Below are 22,137 nucleotides of genomic sequence, written 5' to 3'. Positions count from 1 at the left end.
CTTCGCCTCTAGAAGCGGGTCCCGCACGAGCGGGACGAATCAAAGGGACGAGCCGCAGGCCGGCCCGTTCAATCCATCATTCGGCCGTCTGCACCGGCAGCCCTTCGGCCCAGGCGTTACGCGCGCGACGCGCGCGCTCGAACACCGCCTCCAGCGCCGGACCGTCACCGGCCACCAGCATGGCGCGCAGGCGCGCCATCTCGTCGAGATAGGCATCGAGTTCGGCCAGCAGCGCCACCCGGTTGGCGACGCAGATATCGCGCCACATCTCGGGATGGCTGCCGGCAATGCGGGTGAAATCGCGGAACCCGCTGGCCGCATGCGAGAACAGCAGTTCGGCGTTGTCGCGCTGCGCCAGGTCGTCGACAAGCCCAAACGCCAGCAGATGGGGCAGATGGCTGACGGCCGCGAAGACCTGGTCGTGTTCCTGCGGACTCATGTCGACCACGGTCGCGCCACACGCCTGCCACGCGGCACGGACGAACTCGACGGCTTCGCCGCGGCTCTCGGCCAATGGCGTCAGCACCACCTTGCGCTTGACGTAGAGATCGGCGAAGGCCGCCTCGACCCCGCTCTTCTCGGCCCCCGCAATCGGATGGGCCGGCACGACCTGGGCCAGGCAATGACCGAAGTGGCGCCGGATCGCGGCAACCACGTCGCGCTTGGTGCTGCCGGCGTCGGTGACGACCGTACCGTCCCGCAGATGCGGCGCCATGGCCGCCATGATCGTGTCCATCTGACCCACCGGTGCCGCCAGCAACACGAGGTCCGCATCACGCAGGGCCTCGGCCCAGTCCGTCGCGATCTCGTCGATCACACCGAGCGCCAGGGCGCGCTCGAGCGGCTCGCGCCGGCGACCGATGCCGACGACATGTCCAACCGCCTGCGCACGCTTCAGCCCGAGGACAAAGGAGCCGCCGATGAGTCCGACTCCGCAGATGACGAGCTTTTCGACCAGGGGCATCGTCCCGGCCCCGCCTCAGCCCAGCGCGCGCCGGAGGGCGGCGATGAAGCGCTCGTTCTCCTCGGGCAGGCCGATCGACACCCGTAGCCAGTGCGGCATGCCGTAGCCGGCAATCGGCCGCACGATCACGCCCTGCTGCAGCAGCGCGCGATTCACGCCCGCGGCGTCGCCGACCTTGAAGGTGACGAAGTTGCCTGCCGACGGAATCCACTCGAGCCCCAATGCGCCGAAGGCCTCGGTGAGCTGGACCATGCCACGACGGTTGAGCTCGGCCGACTGGGCGAGGAACTCGTCGTCGGCCAGCGCAGCCTCGGCGGCGGCCAACGCAACACTGGACACGTTGAAGGGCTGGCGCACGCGGTTCATCAGGTCGGCGACTTCGGGGTGCGCGATCGCGTATCCCACGCGCAGCCCGGCCAGGCCGTATGCCTTGGAGAAGGTGCGCGACACCAGCAGATTGGGAAAGCGCTCGACCCAGGCGATGGCGTCGTAACGCTGCTCGGCCGACAGGTACTCGGTATAGGCTTCGTCGAGCACGACCAGGACGTCCTGCGGCACCTTGGCGAGGAATGCCTCGATCTCGCTGCCGGGAATGAAGGTCCCAGTCGGATTGTTGGGGTTGGCGATGAAGACGATGCGCGTATCCGGCGCGATCGCCGCCGCCATGGCGTCGAGGTCATGGCCGAAATGCTTCGCCGGCACCTCGATGCCGCGCGCGCCGCGCGCCTGCGTCGCCAGCGGATACACGGCGAAGGCATGCTGCGCATAGACGGCGGAACGCCCCGGCCCAAGAAAGGCCAGGGAAGCGATCTCGAGGATGTCGTTGGAGCCGTTGCCGATGACGAGCTGCTCGGCCTTCACGCCGAAGCGGGCGCACAGCGCCGCTTTCAGCGAGAACGCACCGCCATCCGGATAGCGAGCCAGATCAGCGAGCGCGATCCGTACGGCGTCGCGCGCACGGGCACTCATGCCCAACGGGTTCTCGTTGGAGGCGAGCTTGACAATGCTGGCCTCGGCAATGCCCATCTCGCGCGCCAGTTCGGAAATCGGCTTGCCCGGCTGGTAGGGCGTGATGGCGCGAATGTGATCGGGGGCATGGCTCGCAACGCTCATGGCAATCTCCTCGTGGCACGCGGCCGTGTTCGTTCGTCAGGGTGGGCGGGCAGCGGCGCGCCGCCCGCAGGGTCAAATTGCTGCGACGGGATAGGAGCCCAGCACCTTCAGGAAGGCGGCGCGCTCGCCCAACGCCTTCAAGGCAGCCGCCACCGCCGGGTCGCACTGGTGGCCCTGGATGTCGGCGTAAAAAACGTATTCCCACAATCCGGACTGCGCCGGCCGCGACTGCAGCTTGGTCATGTCCACGCCATGCTGCGCCAGCGGCTCGAGCAGCGTGTGAATCGCGCCGGGGCGGTTGGGTGCCGAAAACACCAGCGAGGTGCGATCCTTGCCCGACGGGCCGGCGTCATGGTCGGCGATGACCAGGAATCGCGTCGTGTTGTTCGGATCGTCCTCGATGTTCGGCGCCAGTATGTTCAGGCCGTAAAGCTGCGCGGCAGCCTCGCCGGCGATCGCGCAGGATTCCGGATCCTCGCCCGCCAGCCGCGCGGCCTCGGCATTGCTCGCCACCGGGATGCGCGGCAGGTGCGGCAGGTTGCGGTTGAGCCATTCGTGGCACTGCGCCAGCGACTGCGCATGCGAGTAGATGCGCTTGGCGGCGCCGATGCCGTCGGCGCGCGACATCAGCTGCTGGTGAATGCGCAGATTGACCTCGCCGCACACCTTCACCGGACTGGCCAGCAGCAGGTCGAGCGTGATGCTGACCGCGCCCTCGGTGGAGTTCTCGACCGGGACGACGCCGTAGTCGGTGTTGCCCGCCTCGACCGCGCGGAACACGTCCTCGATCGTCGCCATCGGCATGAAGTTGGGCGCCGAGCCGAACTGCTTGCGGCTCGCGCTTTCCGAGAACGTACCCGCCGGCCCGAGATAGGCCACGCGCTGCGGATGCTCGAGCCCCAGGCAGACCGACATGATCTCGCGGAACACGCTCTTGACCGCATCGGCCGGCAGCGGACCAGGGTTGAGCTCGGCCAGGCGGCGCAACACCTGCGCCTCGCGCTCCGGCCGGTAAAAGGGCGCATTGCCCTTCTTCACCTCGCCCACGCGCTGCGCGCAGCGTGCACGCTCGGACAGGCGGGCGAGGATTTCCTCGTCGAGGCGGTCGATTTCGTTGCGCAGTTTCAGCAGTTCGTCGCTCATGCTCTCGGTCCGTTCGATCAAGCCTTGCGCGCGGCGAAGTCGCGCATGAAATCCACCAGGGCCTGCACGCCGGCAAGCGGCATGGCGTTGTAGATCGACGCACGCATGCCGCCGACCGACTTGTGGCCCTTCAATTGCACCAGCCCCGCCGCCTTGGCCGCCGCCAGGAAGGCCTCGTTGAGCGCCTCATCCTTGAGGAAGAACGGCACGTTCATGCGCGAGCGGCAGGCCGGATCGACCCGGTTCTCGTAGAAGTCGCTGCTGTCGAGGAAGTCGTACAGCAGCTTCGCCTTGGCGATGTTCTGCGCTTCGATCGCCGCCACGCCCCCCTGCCGCTTGAGCCACTGGAACACCAGGCCGGCGATATAGATCGCGTAGGTCGGGGGCGTGTTGTACATCGAGCCGTTGTCGGCCACGGTCTTGTAGTCGAAGGCGCTCGGGCAGTGCGGCATGGCGCGACCCAGCAGGTCCTCGCGCACGATGACGATGGTCAGCCCCGCCGGACCGATGTTCTTCTGCGCGCCACCGAAGATCAGGCCGTACTTCGACACGTCGATCACGCGCGAAAGGATGTGCGAGGACATGTCGGCCACCACCGGCACCTCGCCGCGACCGATCTGCGCCAGATCCGGCTCGAACGGATACTCCACGCCACCGATGGTTTCGTTGGTGCAGGTGAAGACGTAGGCCGGATCGGCCGACAGCTTCCAGTCCGTCACCGGCGGCACGGTGGTGAAGCCGCTCGCCTCGGACGTGGCGGCGATGTTCACTTCGGCGTACTTGCGCGCCTCTTTCTGCGATTTCTGCGTCCACGACCCCGTGACCACATAGTCGGCCACGCGCTTGTCGCCCATCAGGTTCATCGGGATGATCGCATTCTCGGCAATCGCCCCGCCCTGCATGAACAGGATGCGGTAATCGTCCGGCACCGCCAGCAGCGTCCGCAGGTCGGCCTCGGCCTGCGCCGCGATGGCGGTGAATTCCTTGCCGCGATGGCTCATCTCCATCACGCCCATGCCCGAGCCGTGCCAGTCGAGCATCTCCTCGGCGGCCTGGCGCAACACTTCTTCGGGCAGCACCGCAGGACCGGCGCTGAAATTCCACACGCGACTCATCAAGCGTCCCCTTCTTCGCCGGTGGCCGGGGCCTCGCCCTCGGGCGCATCGGCCTGCACATCGGCACCACCGTCGTCCGCATCCTCCGCGGACTCGCCGTTCAGGCGCATGCTTTCGTCCGACTCGGACTCGGCCACCTTCTCGATGCTTGCGAGGAAGGTACCGTCATCGAGGTTGATCAGGGTCACGCCCTGGGTGGAGCGTCCCATCTCGCGGATGCTCTCGACGCTGGTGCGGATCAGCACGCCGCCGGTGGAAATCAGCATGACCTCGTCGGCCGGCTCGACCAGCACGGCGCCGACCAGCTTGCCGTTGCGGTCGCTGGTCTGGATCGCGATCATGCCCTTGGTGCCGCGGCCGTGGCGGGTGTATTCCGCCACCGGCGTGCGCTTGCCGTAGCCGTTCTCGGTCGCCGTCAGCACCGACTGCGACTCGTCCTTGGCCACCAGCATGGCGATCACGGCCTGGCCATCTTCCAGCATCATGCCGCGCACGCCGCGTGCCTCGCGCCCCATCGGGCGTACGTCGGTTTCGGCAAAGCGCACCGCCTTGCCGGCGTCGGAGAACAGCATCACGTCGCACTGGCCGTCGGTGATCGCCACGCCGATCAGGTGGTCGCCGTCGTCGAGATTGACCGCGATGATGCCGGCCTTGCGCGGGTTCGAGAACGCGGTGAGCGCGGTCTTCTTGACCGTACCTTCAGAGGTCGCCATGAACACGAAGTGTTCCTCGTCGAACTCCTTGATCGGCAAGACGGCGGTGATCTTCTCGCCTTCGACCAAGGGGAAGAGATTGACGATCGGCTTGCCGCGCGAGTTGCGCGTGCCTTCGGGCACCTCGTACACCTTGAGCCAGTAGCAGCGCCCGCGGCTGGAGAAGCACAGCACGGTGTCGTGGGTGTTGGCAACGAAGAGATGGTCGATGAAGTCCTCGTCCTTCATCGAAGTCGCCTGCTTGCCGCGGCCGCCACGGCGCTGGGCGCGGTAGTCGGCAAGCGGCTGGCGCTTGAAGTAGCCGGTGTGCGACAGGGTCACGACCATGTCCTCCGGCGTGATCAGATCCTCGATGTTGATCTCGGCGGTATTCATCACCAGCTCGGAGCGGCGCGGGTCGCCGAACTGGTTGCGGATCGCGCCGAGCTCCTCGACGATGATCGCGGTGATGCGTTCCGGGCGCGCCAGGATGTCGAGCAGGTCGGTGATGATGTCCATCACCTCGCGATACTCGCCGACGATCTTGTCCTGCTCGAGGCCGGTCAGGCGCTGCAGGCGCAGCTCGAGGATGGCCTGGGCCTGCGTTTCGGACAGGCGGTAGCCCTGGGCCTGCAGACCGTATTGCGGGTCCAGCCCTTCAGGGCGGTAGCTGTCGGCGAGCGCACGCGACAGCATTTCCTCCACCAGCGCCGAGCGCCACTCGCGCGCCATCAGCTCGCGCTTGGCGTCGGACGGCGTGGGCGCCGCCTTGATCAGCGCGATGATCTCGTCCACGTTGGACAGCGCCACCGCCAGGCCTTCGAGCACATGGCCGCGGTCGCGCGCCTTGCGCAGTTCGAAGATGGTGCGGCGGGTGACGACCTCGCGGCGGTGCTCGAGGAAGCACACCAGCATCTGCTTGAGGTTCAGCAGGCGCGGCTTGCCGTCGACCAGCGCCACCATGTTCATGCCGAAGCTGTCCTGCAACTGGGTGTGCTTGAACAGCTTGTTGAGCACGACCTCGGGCATCTCGCCACGCTTCAACTCGATCACCAGGCGCATGCCCGACTTGTCGGACTCGTCGCGAATCTCGCTGATGCCCTCGATCTTCTTCTCGTTGACCAGCTCGGCCATGCGCTCCTGCAAGGTGCGCTTGTTCACCTGGTAAGGCAGCTCGTCGACGATGATCGCCTGGCGGTCGGTCTTGCCGATGGGCTCGAAATGGGTGCGCGCACGCATGATCACGCGGCCGCGGCCGGTGCGGTAGCCCTCATGCACGCCATGCAGGCCGTAGATCAGGCCGGCGGTCGGGAAGTCCGGCGCCTTGACGATCTCGATGAGGGTCTCGATGTCGGTATCGGGATCTTCGAGCAGCTTCAGACAGGCGTCGACCACCTCGCCCAGGTTGTGCGGCGGGATGTTGGTCGCCATGCCGACCGCAATGCCGCTCGAACCGTTGATCAACAGGTTCGGGATGCGCGCCGGCATGACGAGCGGCTCTTTCTCCGAGCCGTCGTAGTTCGGTCCGAAGTCGACCGTCTCCTTGTCGATGTCGGCCAGCAGCTCGTGGCCGATGCGCGCCATGCGGATTTCGGTGTAACGCATCGCCGCCGCGTTGTCGCCGTCGACCGAGCCGAAGTTGCCCTGGCCATCGACCAGCATGTAGCGCAGCGAGAAGTCCTGAGCCATGCGCACGATGGTGTCGTACACCGCGGTATCGCCGTGCGGGTGGTACTTACCGATGACGTCGCCGACGATACGCGCCGATTTCTTGTAAGCGCGGTTCCAGTCGTTGGACAGCTCGTGCATTGCGAACAGCACGCGCCGATGCACGGGCTTGAGGCCATCGCGCGCATCCGGGAGTGCCCGACCCACGATCACGCTCATCGCGTAATCGAGGTAGGAGTGCCGCATCTCCTCTTCAAGGCTGATCGGCAGGGTTTCCTTGGCGAACTGAGTCATGCTGGGAGCGGACGTGCCGCGTTTACCAAAACGCGAAATATTAACACGCGCGCCCCCTGCCCGCCCCGCCTCGGGCATCGGCGCACGTCCGACCCGCTATCGGGTCAGCAGCGCGATGGCATCCTCGCGCCAGAAACGCAATGCTGCGTAATACCCCTCCCACACGCAGCCATTGCAGCCGCGTCCGCAGCAACTATCCGGCACCGGCGGAGGCGCCCGCAGGGCGACACCACGATCCGTCAACGCCAGCTGCACCCGGCACACCAGGACCTCGGCCTCCGCGCGATTGCGCATCGGCAAGGCAGCCAAATCACTCGTTTGCATCCATCGAACCCCTGGCTGAAAAAACACGCCTTTCGACCCTTGAAATCTCCTTGCCGGCCCCAATGTAGCAGCGTCAGGAATTTACGGGAGCCCCATCCATGCAGGAACAGAACCCTTCGACGCCGCCCGCCGACGAACTGCAAGCCCAGGCCGCTGCCGCCGCGCAGACCGTTGCCGACGCCGATCCGACGATCGACGCCATGCCCAGCCTGGAAGAGAGCCTGCGCCAGGCCGAGCTCAAGGCCGCGGAGCATCACGACGCCTGGCTGCGCGCCAAGGCCGAGACCGAGAACGTGCGCCGCCGTGCGCAGGACGACATCGCCAAGGCATCCAAGTTCGCCGCCGAGAAGTTCGCGACCGCGATGCTGCCGGTGAAGGACAGCCTGGAAGCCGCCCTCGCGGTGGAGAACCAGACGGTGGAGAAACTGCGCGAGGGCGTCGAGCTGACGCTGAAGCAACTCGTCTCCGCCTTCGAGGGCGCCAACCTCGCCGAAGAGAACCCGCTCAACCAGAAGTTCGACCCGAACAAGCACCAGGCGATCAGCGCGGTCGAATCCGACGCCGAGCCCAACACCGTGGTCACGGTGCTGCAGAAGGGCTACCTGCTCAACGAGCGCGTCATCCGCCCGGCGCTGGTGATGGTGGCGAAGGCCAAGGGTCAGTAAGGAATCTGCGCGCTGCCGCTTGAAACCGGACTGCGCCACCCCATATTCGATCCAGACCGGCGCGCAACGAGCAGCGCCTCCCGAATACAGACTGAAAAGGAACACTCATGGGCAAGATCATCGGCATCGACCTCGGCACCACCAACAGCTGCGTTTCCGTGATGGAAGGCGGCAAGCCGAAGGTCATCGAGAACTCCGAAGGCGCACGCACGACCCCCTCGGTGGTCGCCTACGCCGAGGACGGCGAGATCCTGGTCGGCGCACCGGCCAAGCGTCAGGCGGTCACCAACGCCAAGAACACCCTGTTCGCGATCAAGCGCCTGATCGGCCGCCGCTTCGAAGAGAAGGAAGTGCAGAAGGACATCGACCTGATGCCCTTCACCATCGTCAAGGCCGACAACGGCGACGCCTGGGTGGAAGTGCGCGGCAAGAAGATCGCGCCGCCGCAGGTCTCCGCCGAAGTGCTGCGCAAGATGAAGAAAACCGCCGAGGACTACCTCGGCGAGGAAGTGACCGAAGCGGTCATCACCGTGCCGGCCTACTTCAACGACAGCCAGCGCCAGGCCACCAAGGACGCCGGCCGCATCGCCGGCCTGGAAGTCAAGCGCATCATCAACGAGCCGACCGCGGCCGCGCTCGCCTTCGGCATGGACAAGAAGCCGGGCGACTCCAAGATCGCGGTGTATGACCTCGGCGGCGGCACCTTCGACATCTCGATCATCGAGATCGCGGACCTCGACGGCGAGCACCAGTTCGAAGTGCTGGCGACCAACGGCGACACCTTCCTGGGTGGCGAGGACTTCGACCAGCGCATCATCGACTACATCGTCACCGAATTCAAAAAGGAACAGGGTGTCGATCTGAAGAACGACGTGCTCGCACTGCAGCGCCTGAAGGAAGCGGCCGAGAAGGCCAAGATCGAGCTGTCCTCGAGCCAGCAGACCGAGATCAACCTGCCCTACATCACCGCCGACGCCTCGGGTCCGAAGCACCTGGCGATCAAGATCACCCGCGCCAAGTTCGAAGCGCTGGTCGAGGACCTGATCGAGCGCTCGATCGAGCCCTGCCGCATCGCGCTGAAGGACGCGGGCCTCAAGGTCTCGGACATCGACGACGTGATCCTGGTCGGCGGCCAGACCCGCATGCCCAAGGTCATCGACAAGGTGAAGGAGTTCTTCGGCAAGGAGCCGCGCCGTGACGTGAACCCGGACGAGGCCGTGGCCGTCGGCGCCTCCATCCAGGGCGGCGTGCTGCAGGGCGAGGTCAAGGACGTGCTGCTGCTCGACGTCACCCCGCTGTCGCTCGGCATCGAGACCCTGGGCGGCGTGATGACCAAGCTGATCCAGAAGAACACCACGATCCCGACCAAGGCCTCGCAGGTGTTCTCGACCGCCGATGACAACCAGTCGGCCGTGACCATCCACGTGCTGCAGGGCGAGCGCGAGATGGCCTCGGGCAACAAGAGCCTGGGCCAGTTCAACCTCTCCGACATCCCGCCGGCGCCGCGCGGCATGCCGCAGATCGAGGTCACCTTCGACATCGACGCCAACGGCATCCTGCACGTGTCGGCCAAAGACAAGGCCACCGGCAAGGAGAACAAGATCAAGATCCAGGCCAACTCCGGCCTGTCGGACGAGGAAGTCGAGCGCATGGTGCGCGACGCCGAGGCGCACGCCGAGGAAGACAAGAAGGCGCACGAGCTGGTCGACGCACGCAACCAGTGCGACGCGCTGATCCACTCGACCAAGAAGGCCCTGGGCGAGTACGGCGACAAGCTGTCGGACGACGAGAAGTCCAAGATTGAAGCCGCAATCAAGGACGCCGAAGAGGCGATCAAGAGCGGTGACAAGGACAGCATCGAAGCCAAGAGCCAGGCGCTGGCGACGGCTGCGCAGAAGCTCGGCGAGCAGATGTACGCCCAGGCCCAGGCCGAAGGCGGCGCCCAGGGTGCCGCGGGCGGTCAGCAGGCCGGTGGCAAGGCCGACGACGCCGACGTGGTGGATGCGGAATTCACCGAAGTGAAGGACAAGAAGTAATCGTCACTCTGGCGAATCCTTCGTGGCCGAGCCCCGCCGGAGCCCTGCTCCGGTGCCGGCTCGGCCTTTGCTTGATACCAGACTGAGCGACGCACCATGTCCAAAAGGGATTACTACGAAGTCCTCGGCGTCAACCGCGACGCCGGCGACGACGAAATCAAGAAGGCCTACCGCAAGCTGGCCATGAAGTTCCACCCGGACCGCAATCCGGACAACAAGGAAGCCGAGGAGAAGTTCAAGGAGGCCAAGGAGGCCTACGAGATGCTCTCCGACCCGCAGAAGAAGGCGGCCTACGACCGCTACGGCCACGCCGGCGTCGACCCGTCGATGGGCGGCGGCGGTCAGGGTTTCGAGGGCGGGTTCGCCGATGCCTTCGGCGACATCTTCGGCGATCTGTTCGGCGGCGGTCGCGGCGGGCGTTCGAACGTCTATCGCGGCGCCGACCTGCGCTACAACCTCGAGATCACGCTCGAGGAAGCCGCGCGCGGCGCCGAGAAGACCATCCGCATCCCCACCGTCGAGGAGTGCGGCACCTGCCACGGCAGCGGCGCCAAGCCCGGCACCCAGCCCAAGACCTGCCCCACCTGTAACGGCCACGGCCAGGTGCGGGTGCAGCAGGGCTTCTTCTCGATCCAGCAGACCTGCCCGAAGTGCCACGGCAGCGGCAAGATCATCCCCGACCCCTGCCGCGACTGCGGCGGCGCCGGACGGGTGAAGAAGCACAAGACGCTGGAAGTGAAGATTCCTGCGGGTATCGACGAAGGCATGCGCCTGCGCCACGCCGGCCACGGCGAACCGGGCGTCAATGGCGGCCCGCCGGGCGACCTCTACGTCGAGATCCACATCCGCAAGCACGCGGTGTTCGAGCGCGACCACGACGATCTGCACTGCGAGATGCCGATCAGCATCACCACCGCGGCGCTGGGCGGCGAGATCGAGATTCCGACGCTGGAAGGCATGGCGCGCCTGAAGATTCCCGCCGAAACGCAGAGCGGCAAGGTCTTCCGCCTGCGCGGCAAGGGCATCAAGAACGTTCGCAGCCACGTGCATGGCGACCTGCTGTGCCATGTGGTGATCGAAACGCCGGTGAACCTGACCGAGCGCCAGAAGGAACTGCTGCGCGAGTTCGAGGAGATTTCCAGCGGCAACGCCGACCGCCACAACCCCAAGGCCAAGGGCTGGATGGACAAGGTGCGCGATTTCTTCGGGAATTGAGGGCCAGCAGAGGGCCTTCGACAGCCGAAGCCTGAGCACCTCCACCTGACAAAACGCCCGCTCCTGCGTCACCGCAGGGCGGGCGTTCTGCTATCCAGCCGGGTCAGCCCGGGTCCGCCGGCAAGGCCCAACCGCCATCGGGGCAGCGTGCGCCGCCGTCGTCGTTCAGGCGCGGCGCCAGGTCGTGCCGCCGGGACCATCCTCGAGGATCACGCCGGCCTCGGTCAGCTCGGCGCGGATGCGGTCGGCCTCGGCGTAATCCCTCGCCTTCTTCGCGGCAGCGCGGGCGGCGATGCGGGATTCGATGGTTGCGGCATCGAGTCCGCCGGCATCCGGCGTGCCAGCCTGCAGGAAGGCGACGGGGTCGCGCTCGAGCAGGCCGAGCACACCGCCCAGCGCCTTCAGCTGGCGCGCAAGCCCGGGGGAGATGCTGCGATTGACCTCGTTCGCCAGCTCGAACAGCACGGCGACCGCCTCGGCGGTATTGAAGTCATCGTCCATCGCGACGCGGAAGCGCTTCGCGTGTGCCTCGTTCCAGTCGACCTCGACCGCCCCCTCGACCGGCACGTTCTTCAATGCGGTATAGAGACGGGTCAGCGAACTGCGTGCGTCCTCGAGGTGGGCATCCGAGTAGTTCAGCGCGCTGCGGTACTGCGCGCGCAGGATGAAGAAGCGCACCACCTCGGGGTCGTACTTCTGCAACACCTCGCGGATGGTGAAGAAGTTGCCGAGCGACTTCGACATCTTCTCGTCGTCGACGCGCACGAAGCCGTTGTGCATCCAGTAGTTCACGAAGGTGTGGCCATGCGCGCCCTCGGACTGGGCGATCTCGTTCTCGTGGTGCGGGAACTGCAGGTCCATGCCGCCGCCATGGATGTCGAAATGGTCGCCGAGCAGGTCCGAGCTCATCGCTGAGCACTCGATGTGCCAGCCGGGGCGGCCCTCGCCCCACGGCGACGCCCACTTCACCTCGCCCGGTTCCTCGGTCTTGGCGTGCTTCCACAACACGAAGTCGAGCGGGTCGTTCTTGTCCTGCGCCACGTCGACGCGCTCGCCGGCGCGCAACTCGTCCAGCGACTTGCCCGACAGCTTGCCGTAGCCGTCGAACTTGCGCACCGCATAGCACACGTCACGGTTGGCGGCAACGTAGGCCAGGCCCTTCTGCTCGAGGCGCGAGATCAGGCTCTGCATCTGCGCGACGTAGTCGGTCGCGCGCGGCTCGTGGTCCGGCCGCAGCACGCCGAGCGCGTCGGCGTCCTCGTGCATCGCGGCGATGAAGCGGTCGGTGAGCTGGCGGATGGTCTCGCCATTCTCCTGCGCGCGGCGGATGATCTTGTCGTCGATGTCGGTGATGTTGCGCACGTAGGTCACGTCCAGCCCGCTCGCCCGCAGCCAGCGCGCCACCATGTCGAACACGACCATCACACGTGCATGCCCGAGATGGCAGAAGTCATACACCGTCATGCCGCAGACGTACATGCGGACCTTGCCGGGTTCGATCGGGGTGAAGACTTCCTTGTTGCGCGACAGGGTGTTGTAGATCGTGAGCATCGGGAGAACTGGGAAACGGGTCGGAAAACCACGCTGGCAGCGCGATTGTGGGGGGTGGGCCTTGTTGCTAGAATCTTGCGTCGTTCTGCAGCCTTGGGCCCGCAACGGCAGGCCGCAAATATACCACGGCCGCCTTGCCCGCCATTTCGTCCGCCCGTCCTGCCGGACAAGGGCCGCACGGCTCGCGACATCCTCCCATTCAGCCCAGGGCCAGACGGCCAAGCACCGGAGATTCCATGAGAAAGCACCTGATCGCCTTTGCCGCGCTCGCCACGACCGCACTGAGCGCGCTGGCCGCCAATCCGATGGTCGAACTGAAGACCAACCAGGGCGAGATCGTGGTCGAAGTCTTCGCCGACAAGGCACCGAAGTCGGCAGAAAACTTCGTGCAGTACGTCAAGGACGGCCACTACAACGGCACCGTGTTCCACCGTGTCATCGACGGCTTCATGATCCAGGGCGGCGGCTTCGACGCCGACATGAAGCAAAAGAGCACCCGCGCGCCGATCGAGAACGAGGCCAAGAACGGCCTCAAGAACGAGCGCGGCACGCTGGCCATGGCCCGCACCGCCGATCCGCACTCGGCGAGCTCGCAGTTCTTCATCAACCTCGTGCCCAACACCTTCCTCGACTACCCGTCGCGCGACGGCTGGGGCTATGCCGTATTCGGCAAGGTCGTGAAGGGCATGGACGTGGTCGACAAGATCGGCAAGGTCGCCACCGGCAACCGCGGCTTCCACCAGAACGTGCCGGTCGAAGCCGTCGTCGTCGAGAGCGCCCGCGTGCTCGAGGCCGCGGCGAAGAAGCCGGCCAAGTAAGAACACGCTACAAGACGCCCGCCGCGCCCGAGCGCGGTGGAGACACAATCACCCAGGAGAACGACACATGGCAGTCAAACTGCACACCAACCACGGCGTCATCACCCTCGAACTCGACGCGGAGAAAGCGCCCGTCACCGTCGCCAACTTCCTCGCATACGTCGAGGCGGGCCACTACAACAACACCATCTTCCACCGTGTCATCGACGGTTTCATGATCCAGGGCGGCGGCTTCGAGCCGGGCATGAACCAGAAGCCGACCGGCGAGCAGATCAAGAACGAAGCCGACAACGGCCTCAAGAACGAACGCGGCACCATCGCCATGGCCCGCACCCAGGCACCGCACTCGGCCACCGCGCAGTTCTTCATCAACGTCGCCGACAACGACTTCCTCAACCACACCAAGCCTGACCTGCAGGGCTGGGGCTACTGCGTGTTCGGCCGCGTCACCGAGGGCATGGACGTCGTCGACGCCATCCGCAAGGTCAAGACCGGTTCCAGCGGTTTCCACCAGGACGTGCCGAAGGAAGACGTGGTCATCGAGCGCGCCGAAGTTGTCTGATTCCTCGCACGACGGCAACGCGACACCCGCCCCGGGCGGGTGTCCGCAGCCCATGCCGGAAGCCGTCCATGCGGCGCTTCCGGCATTGTTCATTTCGGACCTGCATCTCAACGAGGACGAGCCGGCCAACGTCGACGCCTTTCTCGGCTTCCTGGCAGGCCCCGCGCGCCGGGCGGCGAGCCTCTTCATCCTCGGCGACCTGTTCGAGTACTGGGCGGGCGACGACGACCTCGCCACGCCCTTCAATGCACGCATCGCTGCCGCGATCCGCGCGCTGGCCGATGGCGGCACGGCGGTCTTCTTCATGACCGGCAACCGCGACCTGCTCGCCGGTCGCGGATTCGCAGAAACCATCGGCGCCACCCTGCTCGACGACCCTACGCTGGTGCGCTTCGGCAACGCCGGCACCTCGGCGCTGCTACTCGCGCATGGCGACGCGCTATGTACGGACGACCACGCCTACCAGGCCTTCCGCCGACAGGTGCGCGACCCTGCATGGCAGGCAGGCTTCCTCGGCCAAGCGCTCGCCACGCGCAAGGCCTTCATCGCCTCGCTGCGCCAGCAGAGCGAGACGGCCAAGGCCGAGAAGACGATGGAGATCATGGACGTCAACGCCGACGCGGTCGCCACCCTGCTGCGCACGCACGGCTACCCGACGCTGGTACACGGCCACACCCATCGGCCGGCTTGCCATCGCTTCGAGGTGGATGGCCACGCCTGTGTCCGGCATGTGCTGCCGGACTGGCACGGGCAGGCCTGCGGGCTGGCGTTCGACGGGCGGGATTTCACGCCCTTCTCTAGGTAGGCCGCACCAAGGCCCACGACCCGCCGGGCCTGCACGGGGAATTCCTTCTGCAGGCTGCGGAACTCGCCCTTCGGGCTCGGACAGTCCTCGCCTGCGCCAGGAATACCCCGCGCATTCCCGGCTACCGCGGTGACGGCTCCATCTTCCCAGGGGTTGGGATGTGGCCTAGCGCGCCAGTCCGCGCGCCAGATCTGCCTTCAGGTCCTCGACCGACTCCAGCCCCACCGCCACGCGCAGCAGGCCTTCGCCGATGCCGGCCGCGGCCCGAGCCTCGGGCGAGATGCGACCGTGCGTCGTGGTCGCGGGGTGGGTGATCGTAGTCTTGGTGTCGCCCAGGTTGGCGGTGATCGACATTAGACGGGTCGAGTCAACCACCTTCCACGCGGCATCGCGTCCGCCTTCGACGTCGAAGCTGACGATGGCGCCGCCGGTCTTCTGCTGCCGCATCGCCAGTTCATGCTGCGGATGCGAAGGCAGGCCGGGGTAGTAGACGCGGGCGACGCCCGGCTGCGCCTCGAGCCAGCGCGCCAGATCCAACGCAGACGCCGACTGCGCCTCCATGCGCAGGCGCAGCGTCTCGAGCCCCTTCAGGATGACCCAGGCATTGAACGGAGAGAGCGTCGGTCCGGCCGTACGGAGGAACTTGAACACCTCATCGGTGACCGCCTTCCGGCCCGCGACGGCACCGCCCAGCACCCTGCCCTGCCCGTCCAGATACTTGGTCGCCGAGTGCACGACGACGTCGGCGCCGAACTCCAGCGGACGCTGCAATGCGGGCGAACAGAAACAGTTGTCGACCGCCAGCAGCGCGCCCGCCTCGTGGGCGATGGCCGCGACGCCGGCGATGTCGACGACCTCGGTCAGCGGGTTGGATGGCGTCTCGATGAAGAACAGCCGGGTGCGCGGGCGGACGGCATCACGATAGGCATTGAGGTCGGTCGCCGGCACGAAGCTGGTCTCGATGCCGAACTTCGACAGGATGTTGCCGAACAACTGCTGGGTCGCGCCGAACAGGCCGTTCGATGCCACGACGTGGTCCCCCGCCTGCAGCACCGCCATGGCCAGCGACAGGATCGCCGACATGCCGGAGGCCGTGGCCACGCACGCTTCGGCCCCCTCGAGTGCAGCCAGCCGGGTCTGCATGGCGGTGACGGTCGGGTTGGAGAAGCGGGCGTAGACGTTCCCCTCCTCCGCCCCAGAGAAGCGGGCTGCGGCCTGCGCCGCGCTCTCGAACACGAAGCTCGAGGTCAGGTACATCGCCTCGCTGTGCTCGCCGAACTGGCTGCGGTTGATGCCGGCACGAATCGCCAGGGTGTCGGGATGAAGGCTAAGGTCGTCGGGAAACGTCATCGGGGTCGGTCAGGCTGGTGGCGGCCGCCTGACGGCCGCCCGATTGTCGGTTGAGCGATCGGCTCAGTGGTCGGGGTTCGATGCGAGGTTGAGATCCAGCTGACCTCCGTCGTCGTCGTGACCATCGTTCTTCGACGGCTTGGCCTGCCCGCGCTGGTTCTCGACACCGCTCAGGTATTCCGCGGTGATGTCGCCGGTCACGTAGCAGCCATCGAAGCACGAGGTCTCGAAGAAGTTGATCGACGGGTTGAGTGCCCGCACCGCGGCCTTCAGGTCGTCGAGATCCTGATAGATCAGGCCATCGGCCCCGATCTCGCGGCAGATCTCGTCTTCGCTGCGGCCCGATGCGATCAGCTCGCCCCTTGTCGGCATGTCGATACCGTAGACGTTCGCGTAACGAACCGGCGGCGCGGCCGAGGCCAGGTACACCTTGGTGGCGCCGGCCTCGCGCGCCATGTTGACGATCTCCTTGCTCGTCGTGCCGCGCACGATGGAGTCGTCGACCAGCAGCACGCTCTTGCCCTTGAACTCCTGGTGGATCGTGTTCAGCTTCTGGCGCACCGACTTCTTGCGCGTGGACTGGCCCGGCATGATGAAGGTGCGGCCGATGTAGCGGTTCTTGACGAAGCCCTCACGGAACGGCAGGTCGAGGCACTCGGCCATCTGCATCGCCGAAGGACGGCTGGAATCAGGAATCGGGATCACGACGTCGATGTGGACGTTCGGCATCGTGCGTCTCATCTTGTCGGCAAGATACTCGCCCATCTTCATGCGCGACTCGTACACCGACACGCCGTCGATGATCGAATCGGGGCGCGCGAGATAGACGAACTCGAACATGCAGGGGGCCTGCACGGTCTTGCTTGCGCACTGGCGACTGTGGAAATTGCCCTGGGTGTCGATCAGCACCGCCTCGCCCGGGGCGATGTCGCGCAAGAGCTTGAAGCCAAGCACGTCCAGCGCCACCGACTCGGACGCCACCAGCCACTCGGTGCCCGCTTCGGTGTCGTTGCGACCGATCACCAGCGGACGGATGCCGTAGGGGTCGCGGAAGGCCAGCAGGCCGTAGCCGGCGATCATCGCCACCACACCGTAGGCGCCACGACAGCGGCGATGCACACCCGCCACGGCGCGGAACACCGCGTCCTCGTCGAGCTTGAGACCGTTGCAGGCCGCCTGCAGCTCGTGGGCCAGCACGTTCAGCAGCACTTCGGAGTCGCTGCTGGTGTTGATGTGGCGCAGGTCCGACAGGAACATCTCGCGCTTGAGCGCCTCGGAGTTCGTGAGGTTGCCGTTGTGCGCCAGCAGCAGGCCGAAGGGCGAATTGACGTAGAACGGCTGCGCCTCGGCGGCGTTGTATGCCGAACCTGCGGTGGGATAGCGGACGTGTCCGATGCCCCAGTTGCCCTCGAGATTGCGCATGTTGCGCGTGCGGAACACGTCACGCACCAGGCCCGACCCCTTGTGCATGTGAAAGCGCCCGCCTTCGGATGTGGCGATACCCGCCGCATCCTGGCCCCGGTGCTGCAAGACCTGCAGCCCGTCATACAGCAACTGGTTGACCGGAGAGGTGGCAACGACCCCGAGAATTCCGCACATGGAGATTTACGCCTATCTGAATCGAATCTTGTCGGCCACCACACCGGGCAGCCAGGGTTTGGCAGCAAGTACTGCCGTTTCCATCGGTGGCGAGAACAACGCCTGCGTCCACCAGGGTTCACGTGACACACCAGCCAGGCCGCCGATCAGCACGACGACGAAGGCCACCAGAAGCCCTCGGGCAATGCCGAAGATCGCGCCGAAGAAGCGGTCCGTGGCACCGAGCCCGGCCGCCTTCAACAACTGGCGCAGAAGAAAGCGCAACAAAGCCGCCAGAATCAGGACACCGATCACCACCAGCGCACCGCCGGCGACCTGTCGCCACATCGGCTCGACAATCAGCCCGACAAAGACCTGCGCTGCCTGTTCGTTATAGCGCCACGCCGCATACAGTGCGACCACCCACGCGACCACCGCCATGATCTCGCTGACCAGGCCGCGCCACATGCCGATCGCCGCCGACAGTGCGAGGATGGAGAGGAAAGCGTAGTCGAAGACCGTCATGCTCGTTCTTCAGCGCGGAGTCACAACCGTGCTGAAGCCCAGGGTCTTCAACTGTGCAGCCGTCTTGTCTGCCGCCGCGCGTCCGGCCACGGGGCCGACGCGGACACGCGTGACATTGCCTGCCTGCTCGGTGTAGGCCGGAAAACCCTGCTTCTTGAGGTCGGCGGTGATGCGCGCGGCCTTCGACGCGTCGCTGAAAGCACCGATCTGCAGCACGAAGGCGTCGCCGCGCGCCGGGACTTCGCGCCCTTCAAGCGCCGCGCGCGCGCGCGCAGCCTCTGCGCTTTCGGCCGCGGGCTTCGTCGTGGCCGGCGGTGTCCCGGATTGGGGCGTGGGCTCCGCCCGCTTGGGTTCAGGCTTCGGCGGCTCGGATTTTGCCGGAGCCGGCGCGACGGCCGGTTCTTTGGGCGGCTCGGCCTCACGCGGCGCGGGCGCCGCCGTGGATTCCTCTTCCTCAGGCGGCGGCGGGACGACCGGCGCCACCGCAGCCTCAGGCGCCACTGCGATCGGCCGGGCCTGCGCCGGATCGCGATCGGGGATCGTGATCTGGATATCGCCGCTGGCCGGGCGCGGCTCCTGGTCCATCATCATCGGCAGCACGACCGCAGCCAGCAACGCGAGCGCGACCGCCCCCACCAGGCGTCGCCTTGCGCGTTTCTTGATCTCGAGGTTCTCAGCGTCGCTCACGGAAAGTTCTCGTCAGTGCCGCGCGGCCTTCACCGCCGCCAGGACATCAGCCACCGTCAGGAAGGAGCCGAAGGCAAGGATTCTATCACCCTCGCCAGCCGCCTGCTGCGCCGCAGCAAACGCATCCGCAGGCGCGTCGAAACACCGGATGTCGGCCTCGACACCCGCGGCACGCAAGCGCTCGGCAAGCGCCTCGGCCTTGAGTCCGCGCGGCCCGGGCAGACCGGCAAGCAGCCAATGATCTACCCGCCCCTTGATCAGGTCGACGACACCCTCGACATCCTTGTCATTGAGCATGCCGAAAACCGCCCACGTCTCGGGATAGAAACCCATGCTCCCCAGGTTCTCGGCAAGCACGCCGGCCGCCTGAGGATTGTGCGCGACGTCGAGCACCACCGCGGGACGCCCCGGCAGCACCTGGAACCGGCCGGGCACATCGACCAGCATCAGCCCCTGGCGGATCGCCTGCATGGACACGGGAACGCGATCGCGCAGCGTCTCGAGCACAGTCATGACCGCCGCCGCATTGAGCAACTGGTTCACGCCGCGCAGCGCCGGATAGGCGAGCCCGCCGCGCTTGACCAGTGCCCCCCTGGCAGGCGGTGTTTCGTAACGCCAGTAGCCCCACTGCTGGCGATCACCGCCAAAGCCGAAGTCGCGCCCACTGACCCACAATTGCGCCCCGATGGCCTCGGCATGGGCGAGCAGGGTTGCTGGCGGCTGCGGGTCACCGCACACGGCCGGGCGACCGGAACGGAAGATGCCTGCCTTCTCGAACCCGATCGCATCGCGACTGTCACCGAGGTAATCCATGTGATCCAGCGCGATACTTGTCACCAGCGCACAATCGGCATCGAACACGTTGACCGCGTCGAGCCGCCCGCCGAGACCGACCTCGAGGATGATCACGTCCGGTCGGGCCGCGCAGAAGACGGACCATGCCGCCAGCGTGCCGTGCTCGAAATAGGTCAGCGGCGTGTCGCCACGCACGGCCTCGACCGCGGCAAACCCGGCGACCAGCGCCTCATCGTCGACGTCCTTGCCGTCGATGCGGACACGCTCGTTGTACTTCAACAGGTGCGGCGAGGTGTAGCAGCCGACCCGGTAGCCCTCGGCCAGAAGGATGGCCTCCAGCATCGCGCAGCAGGAACCCTTGCCGTTGGTGCCGCCGACGGTGATCACCACCGCATCGGGATCAGGCCCGAGCGCAGCACGCACGGCCGCAACCCGGTCGAGCCCGAGGCGGATGCTCTGCGCGTGGCGTTGCTCGAGCAGCTGCAGCCAGCCATCAAGCGTCTGCGGCAGCGCGGAAATCGACGCACTCATCAGGCAGCGCTGGCGGCTGGCTGGCGCAGCAGGAGGCTTAACATGCGCGCCAGTTCTGCACGCATCTCGCGGCGGTCGACGATGACGTCGATGGCGCCCTTCTCGAGCAGGAACTCGGCACGCTGGAAGCCCTCGGGCAGTTTCTCGCGCACCGTCTGTTCGATGACCCGCGGACCGGCGAAGCCGATCAGCGCGCCGGGCTCGGCCACGACGATGTCGCCCATGAAGGCGAAGCTGGCCGAGACGCCGCCCATGGTCGGATCGGTCAGCACGGTCACGAACGGCAGGCGGCGTTCCGCCAGCCTGGTGATCGACGCGGTGGTCTTGGCCATCTGCATCAGCGAGAAGAGGCCTTCCTGCATGCGCGCCCCGCCGGATGCGGTGATGCAGATGAAGGGCACGCGCTGCTCATACGCCGCCTTGGCGCCGCGCACGAAGCGCTCGCCGACCACCGAACCCATCGAACCGCCGAGGAACTCGAACTCGAAGCAGGCGACGACGACCGGCACGCTCTCGATCGCGCCCTGCATGACCACCATCGCATCGGCCTCGCCCGTATCCGAGGTGGCCGTCGACAGGCGTTCGGGATACTTGCGCGAATCCTTGAACTTCAGCGCATCGACCGGCACCACTTCGGCGCCGATCTCGAACCGCCCTTCGGCATCGAGCAGCAGGTCGAGGCGCTGGCGCGCGCGCAGCCGATGATGGTGGCCGCACTTCGGGCACACGCCCTGGTTGCTGTCGAGATCGGAACGGTACAGGACCGCCTCGCAGGCGCCGCACTTGCTCCACAGCCCTTCCGGAATCGACGACTTGCCACGGGCAGCGCTGTCGCTGCGCTTGATCTTGGGCGGCAGCAGCTTCTGCAACCAGCTCATGGGGTTACTCCTTTCGCCGGCCCGATCGTGTCGAGCGCCTCGCGGATGCCACGCATGAATGTGGCGACCCGTTGTGCGGCCTCATCACGCGGGCTCTGTTCAATCACTTCGATGATGCGGCTGCCGATCACCACGGCGTCGGCGACGGCGCCGATGCGTTGCGCGCTGTCGGCGTCGCGGATGCCGAAACCGACGCCGACCGGCATGCCCACGGCCGCGCGGATCAGGGGAATACGGCGCGCGACTTCGTCGATGTCGAGCTTGCCGCTACCGGTCACGCCCTTCAGCGACACATAGTAGATATAGCCGCTGCCGACCGCCGCGACATCGGCAAAGCGCTGCGCCGAAGAGGTCGGTGCCAGCAGGAAGATCGGATCGAGACCCGCGCCCTTGGCCGCGGTCGCAAACGCGACGGACTCCTCCGGCGGATAGTCGACGACGAGCACGCCATCGACACCGGCGTCGCGCGCGGCACTCGCGAAGGTCTCCACGCCCATCGCCTCGATCGGATTCGCGTAGCCCATCAGCACGACCGGGGTGTCGGTGTTCTCGACGCGGAAGGCGCGCACGATGTCGAGCAGCTTGCGCAGGCTCATGCCCTGCGCAAGCGCGCATTCGGATGCACGCTGAATGGTCGGGCCGTCGGCCATCGGGTCGGAGAACGGTACGCCGAGCTCGATGATGTCGGCGCCGCCCTCGACGAGCGCGCGCATCAGCGGCAGGGTCAGCGCCGGCTCGGGAAAGCCCCCGGTGACGAACGGGATCAGCGCCTTGCGGCCTTCGCCTTGCAGGCGCTTGAAAACGGTCTGGATTCTTGACATGTCTCGA

General features: G+C 66.4%; 20 protein-coding genes. 6 read left to right on the top strand and 14 right to left on the bottom strand.

The window, feature by feature from the left end:
• Nucleotides 1-76: 76 nt before the first annotated feature.
• From C664_RS11010 to C664_RS10985, 6 genes are all read right to left on the bottom strand, one after another.
• A complete protein-coding gene (locus C664_RS11010; protein ID WP_004259493.1) occupies nt 77-964 on the bottom strand; it encodes a prephenate dehydrogenase in 888 nt (295 codons plus the stop codon).
• A gap of 15 nt (nt 965-979) precedes the next feature.
• A complete protein-coding gene (hisC, locus tag C664_RS11005; RefSeq protein WP_004259492.1) occupies nt 980-2,077 on the bottom strand; it encodes a histidinol-phosphate transaminase in 1,098 nt (365 codons plus the stop codon).
• Nucleotides 2,078-2,149: 72 nt separating this feature from the next.
• Nucleotides 2,150-3,220 (bottom strand): prephenate dehydratase, encoded by a 1,071-nt coding sequence (gene pheA, locus C664_RS11000; RefSeq protein ID WP_004259491.1) that lies wholly within the window; start codon nt 3,218-3,220, stop codon nt 2,150-2,152.
• 17 nt (nt 3,221-3,237) lie between these two features.
• Complete coding sequence (gene serC, locus C664_RS10995; RefSeq protein ID WP_004259490.1) at nt 3,238-4,335, bottom strand: 3-phosphoserine/phosphohydroxythreonine transaminase; 1,098 nt, start codon at nt 4,333-4,335, stop codon at nt 3,238-3,240.
• Complete coding sequence (gyrA, locus tag C664_RS10990; protein ID WP_004259489.1) at nt 4,335-6,989, bottom strand: DNA gyrase subunit A; 2,655 nt, start codon at nt 6,987-6,989, stop codon at nt 4,335-4,337. The genes serC and gyrA overlap by 1 nt, the downstream gene beginning before the upstream one ends.
• Nucleotides 6,990-7,085: 96 nt before the next feature.
• Nucleotides 7,086-7,313 (bottom strand): oxidoreductase-like domain-containing protein, encoded by a 228-nt coding sequence (locus C664_RS10985; RefSeq protein ID WP_038011559.1) that lies wholly within the window; start codon nt 7,311-7,313, stop codon nt 7,086-7,088.
• Between the two features lie 98 nt (nt 7,314-7,411).
• Between C664_RS10985 and grpE the strand changes: the two genes are divergently transcribed.
• The 3 genes from grpE (at nt 7,412) to dnaJ (ending at nt 11,229) form a co-directional block, all read left to right on the top strand.
• Complete coding sequence (grpE, locus tag C664_RS10980; protein WP_004259487.1) at nt 7,412-7,978, top strand: nucleotide exchange factor GrpE; 567 nt, start codon at nt 7,412-7,414, stop codon at nt 7,976-7,978.
• Nucleotides 7,979-8,085: 107 nt separating this feature from the next.
• Complete coding sequence (gene dnaK, locus C664_RS10975) at nt 8,086-10,014, top strand: molecular chaperone DnaK (protein ID WP_004259486.1); 1,929 nt, start codon at nt 8,086-8,088, stop codon at nt 10,012-10,014.
• Between the two features lie 96 nt (nt 10,015-10,110).
• A complete protein-coding gene (gene dnaJ, locus C664_RS10970; RefSeq protein WP_004259485.1) occupies nt 10,111-11,229 on the top strand; it encodes a molecular chaperone DnaJ in 1,119 nt (372 codons plus the stop codon).
• Between the two features lie 165 nt (nt 11,230-11,394).
• Here the strand turns inward: dnaJ and cysS are convergent, their stop codons facing one another.
• Entirely contained in the window at nt 11,395-12,780 is a 1,386-nt protein-coding gene (cysS, locus tag C664_RS10965; RefSeq protein ID WP_004259483.1) for a cysteine--tRNA ligase, read from the bottom strand.
• Nucleotides 12,781-13,016: 236 nt separating this feature from the next.
• On the opposite strand from cysS, the gene C664_RS10960 reads away from it, so the two are divergent.
• The 3 genes from C664_RS10960 (at nt 13,017) to C664_RS10950 (ending at nt 14,965) form a co-directional block, all read left to right on the top strand.
• Entirely contained in the window at nt 13,017-13,598 is a 582-nt protein-coding gene (locus C664_RS10960; RefSeq protein ID WP_004259482.1) for a peptidylprolyl isomerase, read from the top strand.
• 67 nt (nt 13,599-13,665) lie between these two features.
• A complete protein-coding gene (locus C664_RS10955; RefSeq protein WP_004259480.1) occupies nt 13,666-14,160 on the top strand; it encodes a peptidylprolyl isomerase in 495 nt (164 codons plus the stop codon).
• A gap of 52 nt (nt 14,161-14,212) precedes the next feature.
• The gene (locus tag C664_RS10950; protein WP_004259479.1) at nt 14,213-14,965 is read left to right on the top strand and encodes a UDP-2,3-diacylglucosamine diphosphatase; all 753 of its coding nucleotides are present in this window, start codon (nt 14,213-14,215) and stop codon (nt 14,963-14,965) included.
• Nucleotides 14,966-15,130: 165 nt separating this feature from the next.
• On the opposite strand, the gene C664_RS10945 is transcribed toward C664_RS10950, so the two are convergent.
• The 7 genes from C664_RS10945 to trpA form a co-directional block, all read right to left on the bottom strand.
• Complete coding sequence (locus tag C664_RS10945; protein ID WP_004259477.1) at nt 15,131-16,315, bottom strand: O-succinylhomoserine sulfhydrylase; 1,185 nt, start codon at nt 16,313-16,315, stop codon at nt 15,131-15,133.
• A 63-nt stretch (nt 16,316-16,378) separates the two neighbouring features.
• Nucleotides 16,379-17,914: an amidophosphoribosyltransferase gene (gene purF, locus C664_RS10940; RefSeq protein WP_004259475.1), complete on the bottom strand. Its 1,536-nt coding sequence runs from the start codon at nt 17,912-17,914 to the stop codon at nt 16,379-16,381.
• 12 nt (nt 17,915-17,926) lie between these two features.
• Nucleotides 17,927-18,418 (bottom strand): CvpA family protein, encoded by a 492-nt coding sequence (locus C664_RS10935; RefSeq protein ID WP_004259473.1) that lies wholly within the window; start codon nt 18,416-18,418, stop codon nt 17,927-17,929.
• A 9-nt stretch (nt 18,419-18,427) separates the two neighbouring features.
• Entirely contained in the window at nt 18,428-19,105 is a 678-nt protein-coding gene (locus tag C664_RS10930) for an SPOR domain-containing protein (RefSeq protein WP_004259471.1), read from the bottom strand.
• A gap of 12 nt (nt 19,106-19,117) precedes the next feature.
• Complete coding sequence (gene folC, locus C664_RS10925; protein WP_004259469.1) at nt 19,118-20,431, bottom strand: bifunctional tetrahydrofolate synthase/dihydrofolate synthase; 1,314 nt, start codon at nt 20,429-20,431, stop codon at nt 19,118-19,120.
• Nucleotides 20,431-21,309 carry an acetyl-CoA carboxylase, carboxyltransferase subunit beta gene (accD, locus tag C664_RS10920; RefSeq protein WP_004259466.1) on the bottom strand — a complete coding sequence of 293 codons (879 nt, stop codon included), beginning with the start codon at nt 21,307-21,309 and terminating at the stop codon, nt 20,431-20,433. The genes folC and accD overlap by 1 nt, the downstream gene beginning before the upstream one ends.
• A complete protein-coding gene (gene trpA, locus C664_RS10915; protein WP_004259462.1) occupies nt 21,306-22,130 on the bottom strand; it encodes a tryptophan synthase subunit alpha in 825 nt (274 codons plus the stop codon). Before trpA ends, accD begins: the two co-directional genes overlap by 4 nt.
• Nucleotides 22,131-22,137: the final 7 nt, after the last annotated feature.

The organism is Thauera sp. 63, assembly GCF_000310165.2.
Taxonomy (GTDB): domain Bacteria; phylum Pseudomonadota; class Gammaproteobacteria; order Burkholderiales; family Rhodocyclaceae; genus Thauera; species Thauera humireducens.
This window is presented reverse-complemented; position numbering and strand designations above follow the sequence as displayed.

Excerpts from the sequence above, each read along its gene's own strand:
- C664_RS11010 (WP_004259493.1), bottom strand. The coding sequence starts at position 964 with ATGCCCCTGGTCGAAAAGCTCGTCATCTGCGGAGTCGGACTCATCGGC.
- hisC (WP_004259492.1), bottom strand. The coding sequence starts at position 2,077 with ATGAGCGTTGCGAGCCATGCCCCCGATCACATTCGCGCCATCACGCCC.
- pheA (WP_004259491.1), bottom strand. The coding sequence starts at position 3,220 with ATGAGCGACGAACTGCTGAAACTGCGCAACGAAATCGACCGCCTCGAC.
- serC (WP_004259490.1), bottom strand. The coding sequence starts at position 4,335 with ATGAGTCGCGTGTGGAATTTCAGCGCCGGTCCTGCGGTGCTGCCCGAA.
- gyrA (WP_004259489.1), bottom strand. The coding sequence starts at position 6,989 with ATGACTCAGTTCGCCAAGGAAACCCTGCCGATCAGCCTTGAAGAGGAG.
- C664_RS10985 (WP_038011559.1), bottom strand. The coding sequence starts at position 7,313 with ATGCAAACGAGTGATTTGGCTGCCTTGCCGATGCGCAATCGCGCGGAG.
- grpE (WP_004259487.1), top strand. The coding sequence starts at position 7,412 with ATGCAGGAACAGAACCCTTCGACGCCGCCCGCCGACGAACTGCAAGCC.
- dnaK (WP_004259486.1), top strand. The coding sequence starts at position 8,086 with ATGGGCAAGATCATCGGCATCGACCTCGGCACCACCAACAGCTGCGTT.
- dnaJ (WP_004259485.1), top strand. The coding sequence starts at position 10,111 with ATGTCCAAAAGGGATTACTACGAAGTCCTCGGCGTCAACCGCGACGCC.
- cysS (WP_004259483.1), bottom strand. The coding sequence starts at position 12,780 with ATGCTCACGATCTACAACACCCTGTCGCGCAACAAGGAAGTCTTCACC.
- C664_RS10960 (WP_004259482.1), top strand. The coding sequence starts at position 13,017 with ATGAGAAAGCACCTGATCGCCTTTGCCGCGCTCGCCACGACCGCACTG.
- C664_RS10955 (WP_004259480.1), top strand. The coding sequence starts at position 13,666 with ATGGCAGTCAAACTGCACACCAACCACGGCGTCATCACCCTCGAACTC.
- C664_RS10950 (WP_004259479.1), top strand. The coding sequence starts at position 14,213 with ATGCCGGAAGCCGTCCATGCGGCGCTTCCGGCATTGTTCATTTCGGAC.
- C664_RS10945 (WP_004259477.1), bottom strand. The coding sequence starts at position 16,315 with ATGACGTTTCCCGACGACCTTAGCCTTCATCCCGACACCCTGGCGATT.
- purF (WP_004259475.1), bottom strand. The coding sequence starts at position 17,914 with ATGTGCGGAATTCTCGGGGTCGTTGCCACCTCTCCGGTCAACCAGTTG.
- C664_RS10935 (WP_004259473.1), bottom strand. The coding sequence starts at position 18,418 with ATGACGGTCTTCGACTACGCTTTCCTCTCCATCCTCGCACTGTCGGCG.
- folC (WP_004259469.1), bottom strand. The coding sequence starts at position 20,431 with ATGAGTGCGTCGATTTCCGCGCTGCCGCAGACGCTTGATGGCTGGCTG.
- accD (WP_004259466.1), bottom strand. The coding sequence starts at position 21,309 with ATGAGCTGGTTGCAGAAGCTGCTGCCGCCCAAGATCAAGCGCAGCGAC.
- trpA (WP_004259462.1), bottom strand. The coding sequence starts at position 22,130 with ATGTCAAGAATCCAGACCGTTTTCAAGCGCCTGCAAGGCGAAGGCCGC.